Origin of the sequence: Paractinoplanes maris (assembly GCF_023544465.1) — a bacterium.
GTDB classification, from domain to species: domain Bacteria; phylum Actinomycetota; class Actinomycetes; order Mycobacteriales; family Micromonosporaceae; genus Actinoplanes; species Actinoplanes maris.
This window is the reverse complement of sequence record NZ_JALPVL010000012.1, coordinates 340,315-363,858: the sequence shown is the minus strand read 5'-3', so window position 1 is coordinate 363,858 and position 23,544 is coordinate 340,315. Positions and strand designations below refer to the sequence as shown.

The following is a 23,544-nucleotide window of genomic DNA, read 5'->3' as shown; positions in this document are numbered from 1 at the left end:
GACTGTGTCGGCCAGTGGCGGCCGGCAAGTTGTCCGTCGTACGACCAACCTAACCGGTCGAATGCGCATCAGCTTCCCGCTCGGGCAGGTGTTCGCTGACAGCGCACGCCCCCGGCGGAAACGCCGGGAGCCGCCGCCCGCAAAGGCGACGGCTCCCGCCGACTGTCGAAGCTCAGTGGTTGTGACCGGCGTGCTCGTCCTCGCCGGCGGCGCGCAGGTCGTCGAGGGTCAGCACGGTGCCCTCGCTGTCCTTCATCTCGACCTGCTCCATCACCGAGGCCAGCGCCTTGCCCCGGCGCACGTCGCCGAAGACCGCGGCGGCCGCGCCCGACTGCACGAGCTGGTCGTAATACTGCTGAGGCTGCATCTGAGCGCGCTGCGCCCGGTGCACGATCTCGTGGCCGAACTCGTCGTCCGAGACCTGAACGTCCTCGGCGTCGGCGATCGTGTCGAGCAGCAACTGGATGCGGACACCCTCCTGGGCGGCCTCCGTCAGCTCCTCGTCGATCTGCTCCTCGGTCTTGTCCTCCGAGCTGAGGTAATCCTGCAGGGTCGCGCCGATCCGCTCCAGCTGGTCGGTCATCGCCTGCTTGCGACCCTCGACCTCGTCCTTGACGACGCCGTCGGGAGCCGGGATGTCGGCCGCCTCGACGAGCTGCTTGAGCGCCTCGTCACGGGCCGCGTAGATCTGCTCGACCTTCTTGACCTTGGAGAGCCGCTCGCGCAGGTCGCCGCGCAGCTCCTCGAGCGTGTCGAACTCGCTGGCCATCTGGGCGAACTCGTCGTCGACCTCGGGCAGCTGCTTGTCCTTGACGCTGCGAACCGTCACCTCGACCTCGGCGTCACGGCCGGCGAAGTCGCCGCCCACGAGCTGCGTGGTGAAGTTGGCGTCGGAGCCGGCCACCAGACCGACCAGAACCTCGTCGAGGCCCGGGAGCAACTGCTTGCTGCCCACCTCGTGCGAGATGTTGGTCGCCGAGCCGCCCGGCACCTCCACACCGTCGACGGTCGCCTTCAGGTCGAGCTGCACGTAGTCACCCTCGGCGGCCGGCCGGTCAACCGACTTCAGCGTGGCGAAACGCTCGCGCAGACCGTTGATCTGCTCGTCGATCTCGTTGTCACCGATCTCGACGGCCGGGACGGTCACGGAGATCGTCTTGAGGTCGGGAACGGTGATCTCGGGACGGACGTCGACCTCAGCGGTGAACTTCAGAGGCTCGTTGTCGCCGAACTCGGTGATCTCGACCTCGGGACGACCCAGCGTCTTGACGTCGTGCTCACGCACGGCGGCCAGGATCTGCTGCGGAATCGCCTCCTGGACGGCCTCGTTCAGAACCGCGCCGCGCCCCACCCGCTGGTCGATGACCGCGGCCGGGATCTTGCCGCGACGGAAGCCCGGCACCTGCACCTGCGCGCCGATCTCCCGGTACGCCTTCTGCAGGCTCGGCTTGAGCTCGTCGAACGGCACCTCGATGGCGAGCTTCACCCGAGTCGGGCTCAGAGTCTCGACGGTGCTCTTCACAGGCGTACTCCTTGTTGCTGCCGAATAGTTGTTGTCAGTCGGGGTGGCGGGATTTGAACCCACGGCCCCTCGCTCCCAAAGCGAGTGCGCTACCAAGCTGCGCCACACCCCGTGGCGACGGCCAGTGTATGCGGTCCGCTTCCCCGCGCGTGCGCTGGAGTCACCTGGTGGGGAATCCGGTTCGCGTGGACGGGGAGTGATTCAGTAAGCTGTCCCCGCGACCCCGTCTTGAGCGGGGCCGTTGCGGGCGTAGCTCAATGGTAGAGCTTCAGTCTTCCAAACTGACTACGCGAGTTCGATTCTCGTCGCCCGCTCGACGCAGTGCAGGGGCAAGGTTCGCGCAGAGCGCAAACCTTGCCCCTTCCACGTCAGAGGCCCAGGTCCTCCACCGACAGGTGGAGATCGGGGGGCGGGCTGGGTGTGAACCCACGGGCCCGGAGTTGCTCGAGCACCCGGTTGACCTCGGCGACGCTTTCGCGGGCCGTGTCGGCGCTGAGCATAGAAAAATTGCGCGTCAGCTCGCGCAGGATCGTCGCGTGCTGACTGCGGGCCGAGGTGAGCAGCCCCTCAGTGGCGTCGAGCAGCCGCCGGGACATCGGGTGCTCGATGTTCAAGCCGTCGCCTCCCCGGCGCAGCAGGTCGCAGGCCTCGTACTCAACAAAGATCAACGGCGGATACCGGTCCAGCGCCGGGTGGGTCAGCGGCTCGCCGTCCACCACCTCGTATCTCACCGATCTGGCATATGCGCCATACGTGTCGGCAACGGCTGGTGAGATCACGCGAAAGCGACAACCGAGTTGCAGCACCGCCGCCGCGACGACTGTCAGGAAAGACGCATGGAGCTCATTTATCAAAAGCCCGCGGATCTCCTCCAGCGGAGGAGCTGAGACGAGTATGCGTTCGCCCTCCCCGCGGCCGGACAGTTGCGCTTTAAGAGACTCGAGTGACAGCCGCCGACCGGTGCTCACCCGAGCGAATTCTTTCGGCGGGGCCGAGAAGGCGTGCGTCATCAGCACCGGCTGGTCCAGCCATCCTCCCGCACAGTGCATATTCGGGTCCCCGGTGATCGTTCGCATGACGCCGTTCTCGATGAATCCCGCGTTGCCGTCGTCGAACATCTCGCCACCGGCTGAGAGAACGGACTCCGCACATACTTCATTCGAATCCTGTAAGGCCCGAAGATAAGCCAGCATCAGGCTGGACATCAGATTCCACGGCCAGCTGACAATCAGATCACGCGACACGGAAAGCCGTGGATGCAGCTGGTCGCGCAGAGTGACAACTCCTGCTCGGACTGCCCAAGCCCATTTGTAGAAGCTCTCCAATCCCAAGGTTTTCCTGTGGGGTTCCCCGCTAATATTATATCGGTTGTACTGTGTTCGGAAGTAGTGCTCGTTGACTGCCTGCCAAGTTAGACCTGGTACATCCCACTCGACCGGCTCGCGGCCGAGTCCTCGCCATTCATCAAGAGCTTCGGGCTTCATGCTTTCGACACTCGCGAAGTAAGGTTCCCAGTCGATGCGGGCACCTTCCTCCGGTTCATCATCAGATGTGGATGTGTCCGACGCGCCGAAGAAGGGCAAACCCGCATCGACGATCTGGTCGTCTATTTCGTCCATCTTCCCCCTCCAGCGCGCCACTGACGGCAACCGGATCCCGTTGTGCGTCAGGGCGAGGCCATCTCGGAAGATCTCCCGCATGTCCCACGACTGATCGGCAATCCATCGGCGAAGATCGACCCGGATTCTGCGGTCACGCGAGCCACTGCTTCTGACGTCGTACGGAAGTACGGAATCCTGCTTGTATTCCAGATACCCCGCACTGAAGTTGGCCGGCGAAATCGACCCGGAATACCATCCCCGGAAGCCGATCAGGATCATCTGGCCGCCGAGGCGAGGGTCGGGCGAGTGGGCCGTGAGGTCGAGCGGCACGATCTTGATCACGGGGCCGCCGGGGTCATCCGTACCGCTCCGGGCCAGATCCACCCGACCGATCGGCGACGTGGGCAAATACACCGGGACGTCGCGCCAGGGAGTGCCGGCCAACTCATCGTGTGAGGGGCCGCACGGTTCGCCGTTGACCAGGATGTCGACGGGCGAGCCGAGTATGTACTGGGTGACGAGGCCACGTACCGGTCCGGGCTCCTGCCGCTGGTCATCCATCCGCAGGGCAATCGACGTGCCCGGCTCGCGCCGGTATCCCGTCTCGCCGCCCTCCGGGCCGGGCAAGGCCTGCGGTCGCAGCGGCTCCGCTTGAAGTGTGTAGTACGACTCGAGCCCATTCAGCGACAACCTGAGGGCTGCGGCCGTCTCGGTCCCGTCCGCCGCACACCGGCGCGTCGACACCTCCACCCGGTCGGCCACCATGAAGCAGCTCAGCACTCCGATTCCGAACCGGCTGATCGGCTCGAACGAGTCCTGGCCGGGCCGGCTGTATCGCAGCATCTCGGCCTTGAAGTCGGGTGAGCGGTAGAAGGACTTGCCGACAGCGAGGAAGTAGTCCTCCAGGATGCGCTCGTTCATGCCCATACCGAAGTCGTCGATCCGGATCCACCGGCGCCCGGCCGCGTCCCGCCAGTCGCGGACCTGGATCGGCTCGGCCCGGAAGTCCGGGCTGCCCTGGGCGTTCTCGAAGTGCTCGCGGTGCCGGCTCGTGTCGATCGCGTTCTGCAGGAGCTCCCGTACGAAGGTGTGGTCGCTCTCGTACAGGTTGTCGCCCATGAACAGGCGCAGCACCTGGGCGCGGTCGAGCTCGAACCGGTAGTTGCCGTAGCGGTACCCCCGCGGATGGATCTGTCCGCGGTCGACCGCCAGCGGCAGCGCCAGGTCGCGCCACTTCGGCGAGCAGGACCGGCGTACGGCCAGGCATTCCTTGAACTCCCGCTCCATGACGTCGAGGAACTCACGGATGTCGTGGTCGACGGTCGGGTTGTCCGGCGCGGCGATGAGGGTGATCGGATAGTCGACCGGCCGGCTGTCCGGGAAGACGAACCCGTCCGAGGCGAAGTGTTTCTGCCACTGCCCCAGGCTGGTCTTCAGCTGCCGGCCGGTGGCGTGCTCCAGGCCGAGAAAGCGAAAGACCGACTCCGGGCTGCGGGACCGGTCGAAGTCGAGGATGTCGGCCAGCCGCAGCAGTACGGCACAGAACTTCAGGTCGGCCCGGCCCAGGTAGTCGATGGGGAAGTCCTCGTCGCTCTTGAGCACGGAGGCGTCGGCGTTGTGCGATCGGCAGACCTCGCCGAGCATGTCCCGGATCGACACCACTCCCCACAGGAACCGCTCGTCCGGTATGGCGTTGAGGTGCACGAAGACCCGGTCGGCGTGCCGCCAGCGGCAGTACCACTCGGCGACTCCGGGGGTGAGGACGTCGCCGTTCTCCTTGAGCTCGATGTAGGCACTCGGATGCAACTTGAGGAAGTGGTCGAACTTCGACTCGCCGCGCAGGCCCTCCAACTCGTCCGGGTGGAAGAGCATGCCGACGTCGTGGCTGTAGGCCGACAGGATGAGAAACGCCGCTTCCAGCGGATCGAGGTGCTGCACCTGGGCGCCCAGGAGGCTGCCCATGTGCCGGATGACGTTGAGCGCGTGATTCCCGTCGTGCAGGGTGTACGTCGGGAAGGTCTCCACGATGCGGCCGAGGAGCGGTTCGAGCTCGTCGACGAGGGCTCGCACCATCAACCGTTGCTTCTCGTCGGCGCAGGACGAGAAGTGGGCCCACAGCGACGTCTGCTCGAGGGTGGTCACAGGCTCTCCAGGGTCCGGCACGACATCAGGCGTGGTGGAAGACCGTAGTGACGTGCATCGTCCGCCGCTATACCACGAATGACGGATGGCGAGACGTTCGTGACCTGGAGTCCGACTTGGCCGGATCGGGGCGCGGCGCCGGGCCGCCACCCAGCGCCGCGCGTCTCGGCCAGCTTGAGTGCCGAGGCCGAGCTTCTGGAAGCTTGCGCTCCAGACCCGGGGAAAATTTAGTGCCGAGTTTGATGTCCGTCTATTAGGGCTGCCTTAAATCGCACTGTGGGTTCAGGTCAGGGCCACGCACGGCGATCAACTTCGGGGCGGCACGTGTGGTGGCGGGTTGTTTGCGCGGATGGCGCACGACGGCGGATCCGTCCCGGACGCCACGGTGGGGTGACCGGCGCTAGCCTCGCACGATGACCGTGCTGTGGACCGCGCTCATCGTCATCGGGGTGGTCATGATCCTGGTGGCGGTGTTGCCGAGCGTGCGCGAGGGACGACGACGCCACGACGACAAACCCGACCGCGGCTGAGACCGACCCCCGCCAACGACGGCCGCGCCGCGACGACAAAAACGGACGACGGCGCCGACGGCGCGGCGCGGGGGCTGGCAGACTCGTCGCGTGAACACCGGGGAGCTTCAGACGTACAGCCTCGTCGAGCTCGCCGTCGAGCGCCTTCGCGGCGAGATCCTCAGCGGGCGCACCGATCCGGGTGAGCGCCTCGTCGAGGAGCAGCTGACGCGCCGGCTCGGGATCAGCCGGGCGCCGCTGCGGGAAGCCATGCGGCTGCTCGTCCAGCAGGGGCTCGTCGAGCACATTCCGCGGCGCGGGGCGCGGGTGGCGACGCTCTCCGACGACGACGTGCGGGAGCTGTACGAGGTGCGCGACGTTTTGGAACGGCACGCCGTCGCGGCCATTCCGGCCGATCCCGATCTGACCGGGTTGCGGGCGGCGCTCGAGGTGATGAGCGCGGCCACCGAGGCCGGTGACCGGCTCGAGCTGGCCAACGCGCACCGCCGGTTCCACACCGAGGTGGTCGCGCTGAGCGGCAACCGGCAGTTGGCCGAGATCTACGGCTCGGTGCTGGTGCGCATCCAGCTCTACATGGCGGTGAACCTGCGGCGGGAGGCCGAGGTGGCCCGGGCCGAGGACGGTGTGGTGCGGCACGAGCGGCTCTTCGCGGCCGTCGAACGGGGCGACACCACCGCCGTACTCGAAGCTCTGAGCGCGCACGGCGCCCGCACCTACCTGCAGTGAGCCAAGGGAAATCGCGCCGTTACAAAGCGCGGCTTTCGCCGAAACAGAATTGTCGACAATCGACGATGTGAGCGAAAACGAAGGCGTCTGGATCAGCCGGTTCACCGCCGGGGAGCTGCGGGAGCGGGCCGAGCAGGTCGATCCCCGGCTGCCGCTGGCCGGACTGTCGTTCGCGGTCAAGGACAACATCGACGTGGCAGGGCTGCCGACCACCGCGGCCTGCGCCGACTTCGCGTACACCCCGGAACGGAACGCCCCGGTCGTGCAGCGGCTGATCGACGCGGGTGCGGTCGTGGCCGGCAAGACGAACCTCGACCAGTTCGCCACCGGGCTGACCGGGACGCGCTCGCCCTACGGCCGGCCGGAGAGCGTCTTCGGGGGCGGGCTCATCTCCGGCGGGTCCAGCTCCGGGTCGGCCGTCGCGGTGGCCGACGGGACGGTGGACTTCGCGCTCGGCACGGACACCGCCGGGTCGGGCCGGGTGCCGGCCGCGCTCAACGGCATCGTCGGCATCAAGCCGACCCGCGGACTGCTCAGCACGCTCGGGGTGGTGCCGGCCTGCCGCTCGCTCGACTGTGTCTCGGTGTTCGCCCGGGACGTGCCCACGGCCGACCGGGTGATGCGGGTCGCGCGGGGCCGCGTACCGGAAGATCCGTGGTCGCGGGAAGGGCGGAGGCCGCTTCTCGCGGAGCCCCGGATCGGCGTACCGGAAGCTCTTGATTTCTTCGGGGACGCGGGGCAGGAGAAGGCGTTCGCGCGGTTCACCGGGGACGTGACGGTCGACATCGGAGCGTTACTGGAGGCTGGTGACCTTCTGTATCGCGGCCCCTGGGTGGCCGAGCGGCTCGCCGACCTCGGTGAGTTCCTGGCCGGGCACCCGGATTCCGTGCTGCCCGTGACCAGAGCTGTCCTCGAGACCGGGTACGGCTTCTCGGCCGCCGATGCTTTCCGGGCTCAGCATCGCCTGCAGGAGTTGAAGGCGGCGGCCGGCCGCATGTGGGAGCGGATCGACGTCCTGGCGCTTCCGACCATCGGCACCACCTTCACGCACAGTGAGATCGACGAGGACCCGATCGGCCGCAATCTCACGCTCGGTCGATATACCCAGTTCGCCAATCTGCTCGACATGGCCGCGGTGACCGTGCCCAACGGCTTCACCGAGGACGGGCGACCGGCGTCGATCACCCTCTTCGGACCAGCCTTCAGTGACGACACGCTCGCCCTGCTGGCCCGGTCCCGGCCGGTCGACGACACCGTGCTCCTCGCGGTCGTCGGACTGCACCTGAGTGGCGAGCCGCGCAACGGCGACCTGCTCGACCGGGGCGCCACGCTCGTCGGTGCCGCCCGCACCGCACCCTTCTACCGCCTCTATCACCTGCCCACCGGCGCTCCCGGGCTGGTCCGGGACGGCACCGGCGAGTCGATCGACCTGGAGCTCTGGCAACTGCCGGCCGCACAGGTCGGTGGCTTCCTGGCCGGCATCGCGGCGCCGCTGTCGCTCGGCCGGATCGCCCTGGACGACGGCACCGAGGTCACCGGGTTCCTCTGCGAGGCGTACGCGGCGACCGGCGCGAAAGACATCACTGCCAGCGGCGGCTGGCGGAACTATCGCTCGGAAGGACCGAATTCATGACCGCACGCATCGGACCGGTCAAGGCAAACCCCTACCTCTGGCCGTACGACGGCACCGTTGAGGTGTCGAGGACGGCGCTCATCTGCATCGACTGGCAGGTCGACTTCTGCGGCAAGGGCGGCTACGTCGACTCGATGGGCTACGACATCGAGCTGACCCGGGCCGGGCTGCCGGCCACCGCCAAGCTGCTCGAGCACGTGCGGACGCTGGGCATGCTGGTGATCCACACCCGGGAGGGACACGACCCCGACCTGTCCGACCTGCCGGCCAACAAGCGCTGGCGCTCGGCGCAGATCGGCGCCGAGATCGGCGCGGACGGGCCGTGCGGCCGGATCCTGGTCAAGGGCGAGCCGGGCTGGGAGATCGTGCCCGAGGTCGCCCCGGTTCCCGGCGAGGTGCTGATCGACAAGCCCGGCAAGGGCGCCTTCTATGCCACCAACCTCGACCTGGTCCTGCGGACGCACGGCATCACGCACATCATCCTGACCGGGATCACGACGGACGTCTGCGTGCACACCACGATGCGCGAGGCCAACGACCGCGGTTACGAGTGCCTGATCCTCAGCGACTGCACCGGCGCCACCGATCCGTCCAACCACACCGCCGCTCTGCACATGGTCACCATGCAGGGCGGCGTCTTCGGCTGCGTCGCCACCTCGGACGACGTGATCGCGGCAACGGAGCCGTCCGTCCCACCCCACCCCGCCCGGACAACGGACTGAAGGCGGTCTGAGAATGCCGACTGTCGACGCAATGCCGGCCCCTTTCACCTTCGACCAGGACACCACCGCCCTGCTCGTCATCGACATGCAGCGCGACTTCCTTCTGCCCGGCGGCTTCGGCGAGAGCCTGGGCAACGACGTGTCCCAGCTCAGCCGCACCATCGAGCCGCTGGCCGCGCTGATGGCGGCGTGGCGGGCCGAGGGCCTGCCGATCATCCACACCCGGGAGGGACACGAGCCGGACCTGTCCGACTGCCCGCCGGCCAAGCTCCGGCGCGGACTCCCGTCCCAGCGGATCGGCGACCCAGGCGCGTTCGGTCGCATCCTGATCCGCGGCGAGTACGGCCACGACATCGTCGACGAGCTGGCGCCGGTCGACGGCGAGGTGGTGCTGGACAAGCCGGGCAAGGGTGCCTTTTACGCCACCGACCTGCAGGAGATCCTCGACAAGTTCGGTATCACCCGGCTGATCGTCACCGGCGTCACCACCGAGGTGTGTGTGCACACCACTGTCCGCGAGGCGAACGACCGCGGCTACGAGTGCCTCGTCCTGGCCGACTGCGTCGGCTCCTACTTTCCCGAGTTCCAGCGCGTCGGGCTGGAGATGATCGCCGCGCAGGGCGGCATCTTCGGCTGGGTCGCCGACTCCCCCACCGTGATCGCGGCCATCGCAGCCTCCGAGGAGCAGAAATGACGACCACCGCTGCGGCAAGACTTCCGTTCTGGGTTCGCGGGGACACCAACGCCTTCTTCGGCTTCGGCGTCAACGTGCTGGTCAACGTCCTCACCCTCACCGCACTGTGCATCGGGGTCATTCAGATGCCGGCGTCGGACGTCTTCGGGGTCATCCTGCCCGCGCTCGGCGTCGCCCTGGTCGCCGGCAACGTGTATTACACCTGGCTGGCCCGGCGGCTGGCCGCCAAGGAGGGCCGGAGCGACGTCACCGCCCTGCCGTACGGCCCGAGCGTGCCGCACATGTTCATCGTGATCTTCGTGATCATGCTGCCGATCTATCTGACCACCGGGAACGCGGTACGGGCGTGGACGGCCGGCATCGCCTGGGCGTTCATCATCGGGGTGATCGTGCTGATCGGCGCGTTCGTCGGCCCGTACATCCGCAAGTACACGCCGCGGGCGGCGCTGCTGGGCACGCTGGCCGGCATCTCGATCACGTTCATCTCGATGAACCCGGCCGGCAACATGTGGAACTACGCCTGGATCGCCCTGCCGGTCTTCGGCCTGTTGCTGATCGGGCTGCTGACCGACATCCGGCTGCCGTTCAACTTCCCCATCGGGCTGGCCGCGCTGCTGGTCGGCACGGCGATCGGGTGGATCGGCGGCGCCATGTCGGTGCCCGACGTGACCTCGGCCGCCCGGGACATCGCGTTCGCCTTCCCGCACCTCAAGTTCGACCTGCTGGTCGACGGCCTGCGCGACATGGCCCCGCTGCTGGCCACCGCGATCCCGCTGGGCGTCTACAACTTCACCGAGGCGATGACCAACGTGGAGAGCGCGGCCACCGCCGGTGACCGGTACAACCTGCGCAGCGTGCTGCTGGCCGACGGGGCCGGCGCGGTGATCGGCTCCTGCCTCGGCTCGCCGTTCCCGCCGGCCGTCTATGTCGGGCACCCCGGCTGGAAGGCCGCGGGCGGCCGCACCGGCTACTCGATGGCGACCGGCGTGGTGATCGCGCTGCTCTGCTTCTTCGGGCTGTTCGGCCTGCTCGGGGCGATCTTCCCGACGGCCGCGATCGTGCCCATCCTGCTCTACATCGGCCTGCTGATCGGCGCTCAGGCGTTCCAGGCGACTCCCCGGGCGCACGCGGCGGCGGTGGTCGCGGCCCTCATCCCCAACATCGCCTCGTGGGCCACCGGCCAGATGGACAACACGCTGGCGGCCGCCGGCACGACGGCGGCCGAGGTCGGCACCGGGGCGCTGGCCGGCGCCGGCGTCGTCTACGACGGCCTCAAGACGCTCGGCGAAGGCGCCATCCTGGCCGGCCTGGTGCTGGGGGCGATCGTCGCCTTCATCATCGACAAGCGCTTCTGGCACGCGGCGGTGTTCGCCGGGTCGGGCGCGGTGCTCAGCTTCATCGGTCTGATCCACGCCGAGAAGGTGCAGTGGAACGCGGACGGGCAGGTGTCGCTCGGCTACCTGTTCCTCACCGTGGTCTGCGTGTTGTTCGCACTGACCAAGCCGACGCCCCGGGTGCCGGACAAGGACGAGGTGGAGACCTTCGAGGGCAACGCCTTCACCGAGGCGCCCGAGGGTGGGGTGCCGGCTCCGCGGCAACCGGAGACCGCGGTCTCCTGACGATCGCCGAACGAAGGGGAAGACGTGGAAGCGGATGTCATGGCGGAGGTCGGCGCGGCCTTCGAGGCGTACGAGAAGGCTCTGGTCCGCAACGATGTCGACGCGATCATCGGGTTCTTCGCCGAGGACGCCGTCCGCTACGGCCTGGCCGACCAGCAGATCGGCCTGGCCGAGCAGCGGCGGTGGCGGCTCGCGCAGCCGCCGCTGCCGCCCGGCCGGCGTCTCAAGGACACCAGCATTCAGGCGTACGGCGGAAATGTGGCCGTGGTGAACACGCTGTTCGGCTATCCGGGCAGCGAGGTGCTGGGCCGCCAGTCGCAGACGTGGGTGCGGCTGCCCGAGGGATGGCGGATCGTCACCGCGCACGTCTCGGAGCCGCGCCCGGGCCCGCTTCCTCAGACATAGCGGCGGGCTCGGGAGCGGCGCTGAGTCTCGTCCAACCCGGCCAGCCGCGCCTCGACATCGGCGGGGCGCGGCTGCCGGGCGGTCACCAGCCACGGCAGCCCGCGCACCGCGTCCCAGACGGCCAGCGCCGAGACGCGGTCGTGGGGCACCGTGCGAGCCAGGAAGACACTCCGGCGTACGGCCGGGACCAGCGGCCGGCGCAGCCAGGTGAACCAGAGTGTGTTGCGCAGGCCGACCCGCCGCCGGTGGGTGGCGTCGCGCAGCACCGACGCGCGGTGGTGCACCACCAGATCTTCGAGGTAGCACAACTCCCAGCCCGAGCTCAGCAGGTCGGTGGCCAGCAACTCCTCCTCGCCGCCGAGCCAGAGCCGCTCGCTGAAACCGCCGGCCCCTTCGAAGGCCTCGCGCCGGACCACCGAGGCGCCGGCCAGGAAGCTGCCCAGCGCCGGGCCGGGCAGCCAGTCGGGGCCGGGCACCGGCGAGTCGCGCAGCTCCTCGACGATCGGGTCGTCGACCCCGGCCGGCTCCACCACGATCCGCGCGTTGAGCAGGGCCAGCCGCGGGAACTCGTCGAGGACGTCGGCCGCCCGGGTCAGCGAGCCCGGCTCCCACCAGGTGTCGTCGTCGCAGAAGGCCACATAGGGGGTGCGCAGGCGGGCGACGCCGATGTTGCGGCCCACCGCCCCCTGGTTCGTGGTCAGCGCCACGACGTCGACCTCGGGGAACTGCTCGCGCACCGCTTGCGCCGTGCCGTCGGTCGAGCCGTTGTCCACCAGCACGATCGGGGGCTGCTCGGGCAGCTCCCGCAGCCGCCGCACCGCTGCCACCGCTTCGTCGCGCCGCTGCCAGGTGATCACCACGACGCCTGTCCGCTGATCCGTCACGGCGGCGGCAATACCCGGCTTGCTCGCCGGCATGCCGTGCCGGCGAGCACACCCCGGAAGGTAGTCAGGCGGTGACTATTTGAACAGGTCGGCGACCCAGTGGAAGGCGTCCATCACCCACTGGGTCTGCTGCAACCAGGCCACGCCGACACCGGCCAGGAAGAGGGCGGTGACCAGGTGGGAACCGCGGGCGGTGCGCCGGACCCGGCCCATCTGCCGTTCCAGCACGAGATGACCGACGACCCGGGCCAGGCAGAAGACGCCGACCGCGACGGCCAGCGTGACCACCAGGACGACCGTCGGGGTGCCGAAGGGACCGTCACCGGAGAGTGCCCAGATGCCCCAGCAGACGAAGGCGAACAGCACCGCCGCGCTGGTCCACTCGCCGCCCTGGCGCAGCTCACTCCACCGCCAGCTCATGCCGTGGTGGGCGGCGGGCGCCTCGGCACCGGGCCAGCCGACGCCGGTTGGCTCGTGCTCCGCCTGAGGACGCGGGTTGACCTGGGCCCGGCCCTGGTTGAACGGCGCCGCCGGTGGAGCCCCGGGCGCCGGGAAGGGCGCCGTCGGTGGTGGCTGTGCGTGCGTCGGCGTCGTGGGCGCGTCGGCCCACGGATCTTGCGGTGGCATGTCGAGCGTCCGCTCCGACCACTGCGGTTGCTCAGGCATCAGATCCCCCTCCGGTTGGCGGTGCGTCCCACCGCCGCCCACAACGAGAGTAGCGACCCGGCAAATCGTTCGCTCCCGGCGCCACAGTCCGCTACACAAGTCCCATGCCCGAATCCGTACGGCTGCGTGCCGCCACCGACGACGACCGGCGCGCGATCGTCGACATGGTGCTTTTCGCCTTCCACGAGCATCTGACCGACGAGTTGCGCGACCTGGAATCGACCATCACCGAGGCCGAGCGCTCGGTGGTGGCCGACGACGAGGGCTCCGTCGTCGGCCACGCGGCCATTCAGACCCGCGACATGACGGTGCCCGGCGCGGTGATCCCGGTCGCCCACGTGACCGGCGTGGCCGTCGCCCCCACCCACCGGCGCCGCGGCCTGCTCACCGCGATGATGCGCCGCCAGCTCACCGAGATCGCCGAGGCCGGCCGCGAGCCGGTGGCGGCGCTCTGGGCCAGTGAGACCGCGATCTACCCCCGCTTCGGGTACGGTCCGGCCGCCGCCCGCCTGCGCCTCGACATCCGCAGCCGCGAAGTGAAGATCACCGGGCCGGCCGCGCCCGCCGGCAAGCTGCGGCTGATCCCGCCCAAAGCCGCCCTCGACGAGCTGCGGGCCGTCCACGACGACCTCCGGATCCATCGGGTCGGCTGGTCGAGCCGGCCCGCGTACTGGTGGGATTACCTGCTGGCCGACGGCGACGAGCAGCGCGACGGCGCCACCGAGATGCGCGGCGTGGTCTACGAGACCGCGGACGGGCCGATCGGGTACGCGTTGTGGCGCGTCAAGAGCAGCTGGGACAGCCACGGCCCGGCGGCCGAGGTGCGGGTGGTCGAGCTGGTGGCGGGCAACCCGGGCGTCTACGCCGAGCTGTGGCGGTTCCTGCTCGGCACCGACCTGGCCCGGACGGCGACGTACAGCTTCGCCGGCGTCGACGAGCCGCTGCAGTTCATGGTCGACGAGCCCCGCAAGCTCGGCCGGCGATACTCCGACGCGCTCTGGGTGCGGCTGGTCGACCTGCCCCGGGCGCTCGAGGCGCGGCGCTACGCGACCCCGGTCGACGCGGTGTTCGAGGTGACCGATCCGGTCCTCGAGGCCAACACCGGGCGGTGGCGGCTCACCGGCGGGCCGGACAAGGCCTCCTGCGTACGCACCGGGGACGCCGCCGATTTCGCCTGCACGGTCACCGAGCTGGGCGCGGCCTATCTGGGCGGCACCAGTCTGGCTGCGCTGGCCACAGCCGGGCGGGTCCAGCAGTTCACCGACAACCTGCCGTCGACCGCCTTCGGGTGGTACCGCCAGCCCGGCGCACTCGAGGTGTTCTGAGCATGGGCGGGGTAGCGTCGGCGGCATGGCTGAGCCCGAACGCCGACGCCGCCGCCTGCGTCCCTCCAGCGGCTCGGCCGCGCCGGCGCCGCCGCCGGTCGCCGACGAGACCGCCGGGCCGGCCGCGGATGCGGCCGTGACCTCGGATACCGCCGTGGCGGCCGAGGCGGACGTGACCCCGGATACCGCCGTGGCCGCGGAGGCCGCCGTGACCGCTGATGATGCCGCGGGTGCGGGGGCGGCGGTTACCGGGCGGATCGCCGATCCGGCCCCGGTGGAGCCCGCGCCGGTGCCGGTCGAGCGGGTGGTGCGTCCGCCGCGGCCCAGCGGGGGCCGCCGTCAGCCGCCGGGCCCGGCCGGCAACGGTGGCGACGACCGGGAACTCGAGCGTGGGCTGCGCGGCCTCGTCGGCTCGGGGTCGTCCCAGGTCAGCGTCGGTGCGGCGCTGCGCGCCCGGGACGCCGCCCGCCCCACCGCGCAGGACCTGGCCGACGCCGACCGCAACCTGACGATCGTCCGCCGCAACTGGGTGCCCCGCGAGGAACTGCCCCGCAACCGTTAGCTGGCCGGGAGCTCGGGCAGGGCAGGGCGGCCGGCCTCGTAGTCGGTGAGCTGGCTGATCCGGCGGGCGTGGCGCGGGTTGCCCGAGAACGAGGTGGCCAGGAAGGTCTCGACGAAGGCCGTCGCCTCGTCGAGCGTGTGCTCGCGGGCGCCGATGCTGATCACGTTGGCGTCGTTGTGCTGCCGGGCCAGCTGGGCGATCTCGGTGCGCCAGACCAGCGCCGCCCGGACCCCGTCGATCTTGTTGGCGGCGATCTGCTCGCCGTTGCCCGAACCGCCGATCACGATGCCCAGCGAGCCCTCGTCGGCGACCACCCTGGCCCCCGTGTGCAGGCAGAACGCCGGGTAGTCGTCCTCCGGGTCGTAGACGTGCGGGCCCACGTCGACGACGTCGTGCCCCTGTTTGATCAGGTGGTTCACGAGGTGCATCTTCAGCTCGTAGCCGGCGTGGTCGGAACCAAGGTAGACGCGCATGGTCTCACTCTCTCAAAAATCCGACGGTCAGAAGCGCAAGGCCGCCCGCAGGTAAGAGGCGACCTGATCGGTGGCCGCCCGGGCGTCGTCGAGCACGGCGAGCTTGCGGGCAAAACCATGATTCACCCCCATGTAGCGGGTGTGAACCACGGGGACCCCGGCCGCCAGCAGGGCGTCGGCGTAGTCGGCGCCCTCGTCGCGCAGGGCGTCGTACTCAGCCGTGATGATCAAGGTGGGCGGCATGCCGGCCAGGTCGGCGGTCGCGAGCGGCGCCACGTCGGGGGTGAACCGGGTCATCGGGTCGGGAACATACGTCTCCCAGGCCGCCCGCATGGCGGCCCGGTTCATGCCGTACGAGCCGACCTCGTCGTAGGACTCGGAGGCGGTCATCGGGTCGATCGCCGGATAGATGAGCACCTGGAGGTCGAGCGGGGTGGCCGCGTCCCGTTGCCGCCGGGCCGCCACCGTGGCGAGCTGGCCGCCCGCGCTGTCGCCGCCGATGGCCAGCCGGGACGGGTCGACACCGAGCTCGGCGCCCGCCTTGCGCACGTACGCCAGGACGGTCTCGACGTCGTCGAGCGCGGCCGGGAAGACATGCTCGGGCGCGAGCCGGTAGCCGACCGAGAGCACCGCGCAGTCCGAGCGGTCGGCGATGCGGCGGCACACCCGGTCGACGGTCTCGATGCTGCCGTAGCACCAGCCGCCGCCGTGCAGGTAGACGAAGAGCGGCGCGTCGACCCGGGAGGCGTAGAGCCGGGCCGGCACTCCCCCGGCGTCGACGTCCACCACGACCGGCAGCGGCAGGGCGGGGCCGCACTCGGCCTCGTTCGAGTCCTCCATCGCCTGCCGCATGAACGTCAGCAACTCGTACGGCTCGGTGAGCTCAGCCGGCGGCCGGGCCCGAAGACCGGCCGCGGCGGTGACCTGAGGGTTGAGCATGATCAGTCGAGCTGGGCGAGGACGAGACCACCCCGCGCCTTGGGCGTGAACCACGTGCTCTTGCGAGGCAGCTTCTGCCGCTCGAGATTCACCCGGACGAAGTCGTCGACGGTCACCGGCGCGATCAGCACGGCCAGCTCGGACCGGCCCGCGTCGACCTCCCCGCGCAGCCACTCCGCCGGGTAGTCACCGCCCACGTAGTTGATCCGCTTGTCACCCGGGTCGAGCCCGAGGGCGTCGCGCAGCAGCACCCGCTCGACCAGGGCGTGGTCGAGGTTGTCGACGTCGGCCAGGGTGGTGTCGACCGGCAGGCCGACCGTGAACGAGCGCCCGGCGGCATAGAGCTCGACCGTGCCCTTGCCCGGGATCCGCGCCGGTCGCGGCACCTCGGTGACCGTCGCCCCCACCGCCCGCAGGCGCGCCAGGAGCTCGTCGAGCGGCAGCGGCAGCTCGCTGACCAGCCGGTTGTAGGGCTGGATGGCCACCGAGGCGGGCGTGGTGACCACGGCCAGGAAGCGCGGCAGACCGGCCGTCTGCGCGGCCAGACTGCGGTGGTTGCCGTCGGCCACGACCAGCTCGCCGCCGCCGGCCAGAGCGGTCAGCTCGTCCTGCTGCGGGCCGGGACCGAGCACCCAGATGGCGTGTGTGCGGCCGGTCTGGTCGACGTCGGTCGCAGCGGGCACACCCGCCGCGTCGGTGGCGGCGGCGAGGGCCGCGTGCAACTGGTCACCCCGGGCCGTCTGCAGCAGCAGTACGGGAGACAGCAGCGTCCCCACCGCCTCGGCCAGGGCCACCCGCTCGCGGACCTTTTCGAGGAACACGTCCTCGTTGCGGATGACCAGGCCCGGCTCGTCGGCGCTGGTCGAGATCTGGCCGGTGTCGACCAGGCTCCACAGCCCGTAGGCGGGCGGCTCGCCGGCCGCGGTGATCCGATAGAGCACGACGACGCCGTCGGCCGGCGTGTAGAGGCCCTCGGCGCGCTCCAGCGCGAGCCGGGCCACCGCGTCCGGCAGGGCGGCGGCGAAGCTCTTGCCCAGCGACTCGGGTGCCAGATGCGGCATCTCGACAGCGAGAGAACTATGCGGATTGTCGGCGATGATGGACGTTATTTCGGTGTCGTCGGCGAATTCGTCGTAGTTCTGGGCACCGGTGCCACCAGTGGTGACCCAGGCCCGGCTGATCGGGTGCACGACCGTCATGCCCAAGAAGCTACCGGGCGCCCCGCTGGTGCTTGCCGACGGGCATGTTGCCCCGCGACCTGGCCAACTGGCCCCGCCGCCAGCTGCCCACCGGGCGCTCGAAGGGCATAGCGGTGACCGTGACCGGCGGCGCCACCAGGGCGGCCAGCTCGGGCGGAAGGTTCGTCCAGTCGTCGCGGTGCACCGCAATTGTCGACAGGGCGACGGCGTCGGAGTCCGCCATTTCCGCCTCCGTGTGGGATGAGGTGTGCATCACCCCATCCAACGACGCGCCACGGAAGCGGGTAGCGCTTTTCCCGCTTTCCGGGCCGTTCGCGTCAAGAAAGGATCAGTCGAATACCGGACCGACGTCACGTGTGCGCTTGATCTCGAAGAAGCCGGGGGTGCCGGCTACCAGCAGCACACCGTCCCAGAGGCGGCCCGCGGCCTCACCCTTGGGCGCCGGGGTGACCACCGGGCCGAAGAAGGCGATCTTGTCGTCCGAGCCGTCGGGGCCGGGCGCGTGGATGACCGGGGTGCCGACGTCCATGCCGACCGGCTTCATCCCGGCGTCGTGGCTGCCCCGCAACGCGTCGTCCCAGGCGTTGCTGCCGGCCGCGTCGGCCAGTGCCGGGTCGAGGCCGACCTCGGTCAGCGCCTCGGTGTAGAGCTGCTCGCCGAACTCGTATTTCCGCAGGTGGATGCGCGTGCCGAGAGCTGTGTAGAGATCCCGGAGCACCTGCGGGCCGGCCGCTTCCTCGGCGGCCATGCATACCCGTACGGGACCCCACGCCTTCTCCAGGAAGCTCAGATAATCGGGCGACAGGTCGCGGCCCTGGTTGAGCACGGACAGGCTCATGACGTTGAAGCGGATGTCGACCGGGCGCACCCGTTCGACCTCGAGAAGCCAGCGAGAGGTGATCCAGGCCCAGGGGCAGGCGGGGTCGAACCACATGTCGACGGTGGCGCGTTCAGTCATGAATCAGATACTCCTCCAGGCAACTAACTCATGTCTCCCTCCAGGCGCAGTGCACTCCGGGTGAGGTGGGACACCCGGCCGCCGCCTAGGCTGGCGAGGAAAGCTTGTGCGCTCAGAGGAGAGTGACTGTGGCCGGAGTTCGAAATTTGACCCAGGTGGAGGCGGCCGAGCGGGCACGTCTGCTGGAGGTCACCGGATACGACATCACCTTGGATCTGACCGACGGCCACGGCAATCCCGGCGACGGCACCTTCCGCTCCACCACGGTCGTGACGTTCACCTGCCGCGAGCCCGGTGCGGAGACCTTCATCGAGACCGCGGCCTCATCGGTGCGGTCCGCGACCTTGAACGGCCGGCCGGTCGACCTGACCGGCTTCTCGGCCGAGAAGGGCCTGCCCTTGACCGGGCTGGCCGATACCAACGAGCTGGTGGTCGACGCCGACTTCCTCTACTCGGCGAGCGGCCAGGGCCTGCAGCGCAGCCTGGACCCGGTCGACAAGGAGGTCTACCTCTACAGCCAGTTCGAGACGGCCGACGCCCAGCGGGTGTTCGCCTGCTTCGACCAGCCCGACCTCAAGAGCGTCTACACCTGGCACGCGACCGTTCCGCGGCACTGGAAGGTCGTCTCCAACATGCCGGTCGCGCGCGACGAGCCGGCCGGTCCGGGCGCCAAGACCGTGCACTTCCAGCAGTCGGCCCGGATGAGCACCTACATCACGGCGATCTGCGCGGGCCCCTATCACGAGGTGCGCGACGAGCACGACGGCATCGAGCTGGGTGTCTTCTGCCGGGCGTCGATGGCGCAGTACCTCGACCCGGACGATCTGTTCACAATCACCAAGCAGGGCTTCGACTTCTTCCACGAGCAGTTCGGCGTCCGCTACCCGCTGCCGAAATACGACCAGCTGTGGGTGCCCGACTTCAACGCCGGCGCGATGGAGAACTTCGGCTGCGTGACGCACGCCGAGTCGCACTACATCTACCGCTCGCAGGTCACCGACTTCGAGTACGAGCAGCGGGCCAACACGATCCTGCACGAGATGGCCCACATGTGGTTCGGCGACCTGGTGACCATGCGCTGGTGGAACGACCTGTGGCTGAACGAGTCGTTCGCCGAGTGGGCCAGCCACTGGTGCAGCTCGCACGCCACCCGCTTCACCGACGCCTGGACGACGTTCCTGTCGGTCCGCAAGAGCTGGGGCTACCGCCAGGACCAGCTCTCGTCGACCCACCCGGTCTACACCGAGATGCCCGACCTCGAGGCGGTCGAGGTCAACTTCGACGGCATCACGTACGCCAAGGGTGCGAGCGTCGTCAAGCAGCTGGTCGCCTATGTCGGTGAGGACGCGTTCGTCGCCGGCCTGCGCGCCTATTTCGGCAAGCACGCCTGGGGCAACGCCACCTTCGACGACCTGCTCACCGAGCTGGAGACGGCGTCCGGCCGCGAGCTGCGCAAGTTCGCCGCCCAGTGGCTCGAGACGGCCCAGGTCAACACGCTGCGCCCGATCGTCGAGATCGGCCCGGACGGGACGTACAGCCGGGTGGTCGTGCATCAGGAGGCGCCGGTCGACTACCCGACCCTGCGCACCCACCGCATCGGGGTGGGCCTCTACGACCTCGAGGGCGAGCGCCTGGTGCGGCGCGACCTGCTGGAGATCGACGTCACCGGCGAGCGCACCGAGATCCCGGCGCTGGCCGGCGTCCGGGCGGCCGACGTGCTGCTGCTCAACGACGACGACCTGTCCTACACCAAGCTGCGGCTCGACGAGGGCTCGCTGGCCGTCGTCGTGCGGCACATCGACGGGCTCGACTCGTCGTTGTCCCGGGCCCTGGTCTGGAACGCGGCGTGGGACATGCTGCGCGACGGCGAGATGGCCACCCGCGACTACGTGACGCTGGTCTGCTCGGGCCTGCCCGCCGAGACCGACATCAACCTCACCACCTGGACGGCCCGGCAGGCGGCGACCGCCGTCGCGCAGTACGCCGACCCGGCCTGGCAGGCCACCGGCTGGGCGCGGCTGGCCGAGCTGGCCCGCACCTCGCTGGCCGCGGCCGCGCCGGGCAGCGGCTGGCAGCTCAGCTGGGCCCGCTCGCTGATCACCGCGTCGCGCACGCTGGAGGAGCAGGCCGTGCTGCGCGGCTGGCTCGAGGGAACGGGCGTGCCCGAGGGCCTGGTGGTCGACACCGAGCTGCGCTGGTCGCTGCTGCAGTCGCTCGCGTCGCTGGGCGCGACGACCGAGGAGGAGATCGAGAACGAGCTGAACTCCGACCGCACCGCCAGCGGTGAGCGCGAGGCGGCCGTCGCCCGCGCGCTCATCCCGACGGCCGAGAACAAGGCCCGGGTGTGGAGCGAGCTGACCGGCGAGGCCGATCTGCCCAACTGGCTCAACCGCTCACTGCTCAGCGGCTTCCAGAGCACCAAGCAGGTCGAGCTGACCGCGCCCTACGTCGAGAAGTACTTCGAGGTGGTCGGGGACGTGTGGGCCCGCTCGGACAGCGAGCCGGCCCAGGAGTTCGTGCAGCTGGGCTATCCGACCTACCAGGTCAGCGAGCGGACGGTGGAGCTCACCGACGCCTGGCTGGCCCGCGACGGGCAGCCCGCCTCACTGCGACGGCTGGTCGCCGAGGGCCGCGACGGGGTGGTCCGCGCGCTGCGGGCCCGCGCCCGTGATGCCGCGGCCGGTAACTAGATCCAGGCCGTCGGAGCGATCCGGACGGGATAGGGGGCGTCGAGCTTGATCGGCTCGGCGCCCTCGATGCTTTTCCCGGCCCGATAGCGGGCGGCGCCCAGCTCGTACGTGCGCAGCAGCGGGCCGGGCTCCACCCGCCAGAACGACGGGATGCCGGCCTCGGCGTAGAGCGAGGGCTTGAGCAGGCGGTCGAAGCGCCGGGTGGCAGTCGTCTCGACCTCGACGACCAGGGCCACGTCGGCCGGGTCGCACCAGACCGCCCCGGACGAGCGCGGGCGCAGCACGGTCACGTCGGGCACCAGATTGCTGTCGCCGATCTCGATGCCGAGCCGGTCGCAGACCCACCAGCCGGGCGGTGCGGCCGCGCGCAGCGTGGTCACGACCGCGCGGACGAGCGCCTCGTGCGACTCGGGCTCGGGCGGCGCCACGTGCAGGCTGCCGTCGACGATCTCGTAGCGGTGACCGTCCTGCGGGAAGAGGTGCAGATCGGGCTCGGTCCATCGGCCGTCCGGCGCCGACCACCGGGCCGGGCTGCTCACCGCCGGGCTGCTCACCGCCGGGCTGCTCGTCATCGTTGGGCTGGTCATCACCAACCGGACCACCTCCGTCGCGCGGAGTGACCAGATTACCTGCACGGATTTGTTACCGCCCGGTTTCCGGCCGCGCACAACGACAAAAGCCCCCGTCCCACCAGCAGCGGGGCGAGGGCTCTGTCCTAGATCTGACTACGAGCGACCGGCGTGGGTGGCCAGCTGGTCGAGACCGGCGACCACGCCGCCGGCCAGGTCGCCGCCCGCGAACGCGGCCGCCATCGAGAGCCCGGCCAGTTTCGCGTCCCGGTCGGAGATGCGCTTGCGCGCCTCATTGCCGGTGACGATCTCGAGCTTGCGCTGGTTGGGCGAGACCGCGACGAGCACCGCCCGGTCGGCCTGCTCGACCTGCCGGTGCAGTTTCTCGGCGAACTCGCGGGACGGCGTCTCGAAGTCGCCGAGATAGACGCTGAAGGTCAGGCCCGTCTCGTCGTTGGCGACCCGCAGCGCGTGGTCGAGCCGCAGCAGCTGCCGGGTGGTGAAGGGCCCGTCGGCAGCGTGGTTGTGGGCCACGATGGTGTCGCCGCCCGGGTGGTCGAGCTCGGTCAGGGGTTGATCCTGCCCACCCTGAGCGGCCAGGTCACCAGCTGTCACTTGCGCCTCCTGTCGGACCGGTCTTGACCCGGGCGCCGCTGCTGTCCTCCAGCACGGAACCGGACAGGGCCGCCTGGCCGTGCCCGGGGCCGGACAGGGCCGCCTGGCCGTGCCCGGGGCCGGTCAGCGCCGCCTGGTCGTGACCGGTGACCTGCTCCGGCGACGCCAGGAACCAGATCGGCTGGAAGGTGTACGGACGGCCAGGCCGGTAGCGACGGTCGGGCTTCTCGCTGCGGCTGCCCGCCAGGACGAGCGAGGCCACCAGCGCGATCACGGCCGCCGGAATGATCAAATAGATCAGAACGGTACTTGAAATCGACAACCTCAACGCCCCCAGGCGCCTGTATTCCCTGATGACACGAACACCCGTCACGGTAGCGGAGCGCGGGGCATCACGAGTCGCCGGGTCTGGAACCCGTTTCTCACGCCGTCGGGATCTACGCGGAATCGGCCGCGGGGTGCGAAAATCACCCTCACGCGCCGTTCGTGTCCATGCGCCCTCGAACGGCAGGAGGGGGAATCGATGCGCTTGTCCGTCCCCGCCGCCCTGGCGGCGCTCGTTCTGGGCCTACCTGTCCTGTTCGTCCCGGTGCTGCCGGCCGACCCGGCGGCGGCAGCCGCCCGGGCGGCCGTCTTCCTCGAGCTCAGCCCGAGCACGGTGCCGGCCGGTGACGATCTCGGGCTCCGCGCCTCCTGTGATGACAATCTCAAGGCGGCGACCGTCTCCTCCGGGCTGTTCGGCACGGTCACCGTGGCGCCCCGGTTCGGGTTCCTGACCGCGACCGCCCGGGTGCCCTCCGGCACCCGTCCGGGCGACTACCGGATCGACCTGCGGTGCCCCGACGGCGCCGCCGCCTCGGCCACCCTGCACGTGGTGGCCAAGGTGCAGCCGGCCCGGGGCCCGGCCACGGGGGCGGGTGGCACCGCCCCGGGGCGCAACGCGCCCCTGCTCATCGGCAGCGGCCTCGCCGTCATAGCGGCTGCCATCGGCCTCGGCGTGGTCGCGCTGCGCCGCCGGCGGTTCGGCTGAGGCGCGCGTGGCCACCCGACAGCCTCCGGTGAGCGGGCCC

The 23,544-nt window shown here is 69.9% G+C and carries 22 protein-coding genes and 2 tRNA genes; 11 read left to right on the top strand and 13 right to left on the bottom strand.

Features of this window, described 5'->3' with window-relative positions; translation table 11 throughout:
- Positions 1–172: 172 nt before the first annotated feature.
- Together tig and NAG42_RS33055 are read right to left on the bottom strand one after the other, a co-directional pair.
- Entirely contained in the window at positions 173–1,522 is a 1,350-nt protein-coding gene (gene tig, locus NAG42_RS33060) for a trigger factor (protein ID WP_250035865.1), read from the bottom strand.
- 38 nt (positions 1,523–1,560) lie between these two features.
- Positions 1,561–1,634, bottom strand: a tRNA-Pro gene (locus tag NAG42_RS33055).
- A 131-nt stretch (positions 1,635–1,765) separates the two neighbouring features.
- Here NAG42_RS33055 and NAG42_RS33050 point away from each other — a divergent pair.
- Positions 1,766–1,836 (top strand) — tRNA-Gly (locus NAG42_RS33050).
- A 54-nt stretch (positions 1,837–1,890) separates the two neighbouring features.
- On the opposite strand, the gene NAG42_RS33045 is transcribed toward NAG42_RS33050, so the two are convergent.
- Positions 1,891–5,265 carry an HD domain-containing protein gene (locus NAG42_RS33045; RefSeq protein ID WP_250035864.1) on the bottom strand — a complete coding sequence of 1,125 codons (3,375 nt, stop codon included), beginning with the start codon at positions 5,263–5,265 and terminating at the stop codon, positions 1,891–1,893.
- A 620-nt stretch (positions 5,266–5,885) separates the two neighbouring features.
- Between NAG42_RS33045 and NAG42_RS45155 the strand changes: the two genes are divergently transcribed.
- The 6 genes from NAG42_RS45155 to NAG42_RS33015 are packed head-to-tail and all read left to right on the top strand — an operon-like array spanning position 5,886 to position 11,594.
- Positions 5,886–6,521 carry a GntR family transcriptional regulator gene (locus tag NAG42_RS45155; protein ID WP_250035863.1) on the top strand — a complete coding sequence of 212 codons (636 nt, stop codon included), beginning with the start codon at positions 5,886–5,888 and terminating at the stop codon, positions 6,519–6,521.
- A gap of 10 nt (positions 6,522–6,531) precedes the next feature.
- The gene (locus tag NAG42_RS33035; protein WP_308201220.1) at positions 6,532–8,154 is read left to right on the top strand and encodes an allophanate hydrolase; all 1,623 of its coding nucleotides are present in this window, start codon (positions 6,532–6,534) and stop codon (positions 8,152–8,154) included.
- Positions 8,151–8,876, top strand: a complete 726-nt coding sequence (gene biuH, locus NAG42_RS33030) for a biuret amidohydrolase (protein ID WP_250035861.1) — start codon at positions 8,151–8,153, stop codon at positions 8,874–8,876. The genes NAG42_RS33035 and biuH overlap by 4 nt, the downstream gene beginning before the upstream one ends.
- A 31-nt stretch (positions 8,877–8,907) precedes the next feature.
- Positions 8,908–9,570, top strand: coding sequence for a cysteine hydrolase family protein (locus NAG42_RS33025; protein ID WP_250035860.1), 663 nt, complete (start codon positions 8,908–8,910; stop codon positions 9,568–9,570).
- Entirely contained in the window at positions 9,567–11,189 is a 1,623-nt protein-coding gene (locus NAG42_RS33020) for a SulP family inorganic anion transporter (RefSeq protein WP_250035859.1), read from the top strand. Before NAG42_RS33025 ends, NAG42_RS33020 begins: the two co-directional genes overlap by 4 nt.
- A gap of 24 nt (positions 11,190–11,213) precedes the next feature.
- The gene (locus NAG42_RS33015; RefSeq protein ID WP_250035857.1) at positions 11,214–11,594 is read left to right on the top strand and encodes an AtzH-like domain-containing protein; all 381 of its coding nucleotides are present in this window, start codon (positions 11,214–11,216) and stop codon (positions 11,592–11,594) included.
- Here the strand turns inward: NAG42_RS33015 and NAG42_RS33010 are convergent.
- Both NAG42_RS33010 and NAG42_RS33005 read right to left on the bottom strand, forming a co-directional pair.
- Positions 11,585–12,478, bottom strand: a complete 894-nt coding sequence (locus NAG42_RS33010) for a glycosyltransferase family 2 protein (protein ID WP_250035856.1) — start codon at positions 12,476–12,478, stop codon at positions 11,585–11,587. The genes NAG42_RS33015 and NAG42_RS33010 overlap by 10 nt on opposite strands.
- A 75-nt stretch (positions 12,479–12,553) precedes the next feature.
- Positions 12,554–13,144 carry a DNA-directed RNA polymerase II gene (locus NAG42_RS33005; protein ID WP_250035855.1) on the bottom strand — a complete coding sequence of 197 codons (591 nt, stop codon included), beginning with the start codon at positions 13,142–13,144 and terminating at the stop codon, positions 12,554–12,556.
- 104 nt (positions 13,145–13,248) lie between these two features.
- Here NAG42_RS33005 and NAG42_RS33000 point away from each other — a divergent pair, with 104 nt between their 5' ends.
- A complete protein-coding gene (locus tag NAG42_RS33000) occupies positions 13,249–14,469 on the top strand; it encodes a GNAT family N-acetyltransferase (protein ID WP_250035854.1) in 1,221 nt (406 codons plus the stop codon).
- A 256-nt stretch (positions 14,470–14,725) separates the two neighbouring features.
- Positions 14,726–15,031 (top strand): hypothetical protein, encoded by a 306-nt coding sequence (locus NAG42_RS45150; RefSeq protein WP_438872488.1) that lies wholly within the window; start codon positions 14,726–14,728, stop codon positions 15,029–15,031.
- Here the strand turns inward: NAG42_RS45150 and NAG42_RS32990 are convergent.
- The 5 genes from NAG42_RS32990 to NAG42_RS32970 all read right to left on the bottom strand — a co-directional run bounded on the left by NAG42_RS32990 (position 15,028) and on the right by NAG42_RS32970 (position 18,600).
- A complete protein-coding gene (locus tag NAG42_RS32990) occupies positions 15,028–15,504 on the bottom strand; it encodes a ribose-5-phosphate isomerase (protein ID WP_250035853.1) in 477 nt (158 codons plus the stop codon). The two genes, NAG42_RS45150 and NAG42_RS32990, sit on opposite strands and share 4 nt — an antisense overlap.
- Before the next feature lie 27 nt (positions 15,505–15,531).
- The gene (locus NAG42_RS32985; protein ID WP_250035852.1) at positions 15,532–16,443 is read right to left on the bottom strand and encodes an alpha/beta hydrolase; all 912 of its coding nucleotides are present in this window, start codon (positions 16,441–16,443) and stop codon (positions 15,532–15,534) included.
- Positions 16,444–16,445: 2 nt separating this feature from the next.
- Positions 16,446–17,642 (bottom strand): DUF1015 family protein, encoded by a 1,197-nt coding sequence (locus tag NAG42_RS32980; RefSeq protein ID WP_250035851.1) that lies wholly within the window; start codon positions 17,640–17,642, stop codon positions 16,446–16,448.
- 10 nt (positions 17,643–17,652) lie between these two features.
- Positions 17,653–17,865, bottom strand: a complete 213-nt coding sequence (locus NAG42_RS32975) for a hypothetical protein (protein WP_250035850.1) — start codon at positions 17,863–17,865, stop codon at positions 17,653–17,655.
- Positions 17,866–17,970: 105 nt separating this feature from the next.
- Entirely contained in the window at positions 17,971–18,600 is a 630-nt protein-coding gene (locus NAG42_RS32970; protein WP_250035849.1) for a mycothiol-dependent nitroreductase Rv2466c family protein, read from the bottom strand.
- 128 nt (positions 18,601–18,728) lie between these two features.
- On the opposite strand from NAG42_RS32970, the gene pepN reads away from it, so the two are divergent.
- Entirely contained in the window at positions 18,729–21,290 is a 2,562-nt protein-coding gene (pepN, locus tag NAG42_RS32965; protein ID WP_250035848.1) for an aminopeptidase N, read from the top strand.
- On the opposite strand, the gene NAG42_RS32960 is transcribed toward pepN, so the two are convergent.
- The 3 genes from NAG42_RS32960 to ctaJ form a co-directional block, all read right to left on the bottom strand.
- Positions 21,287–21,862: a Uma2 family endonuclease gene (locus tag NAG42_RS32960; RefSeq protein WP_250035847.1), complete on the bottom strand. Its 576-nt coding sequence runs from the start codon at positions 21,860–21,862 to the stop codon at positions 21,287–21,289. The genes pepN and NAG42_RS32960 overlap by 4 nt on opposite strands.
- 153 nt (positions 21,863–22,015) lie before the next feature.
- Positions 22,016–22,396, bottom strand: coding sequence for a DUF5130 family protein (locus NAG42_RS32955; protein ID WP_250035892.1), 381 nt, complete (start codon positions 22,394–22,396; stop codon positions 22,016–22,018).
- Between the two features lie 64 nt (positions 22,397–22,460).
- Positions 22,461–22,766, bottom strand: coding sequence for an aa3-type cytochrome oxidase subunit CtaJ (ctaJ, locus tag NAG42_RS32950; protein WP_250035846.1), 306 nt, complete (start codon positions 22,764–22,766; stop codon positions 22,461–22,463).
- A gap of 231 nt (positions 22,767–22,997) precedes the next feature.
- Here ctaJ and NAG42_RS32945 point away from each other — a divergent pair, with 231 nt between their 5' ends.
- A complete protein-coding gene (locus NAG42_RS32945) occupies positions 22,998–23,504 on the top strand; it encodes a hypothetical protein (protein ID WP_250035845.1) in 507 nt (168 codons plus the stop codon).
- Positions 23,505–23,544: the final 40 nt, after the last annotated feature.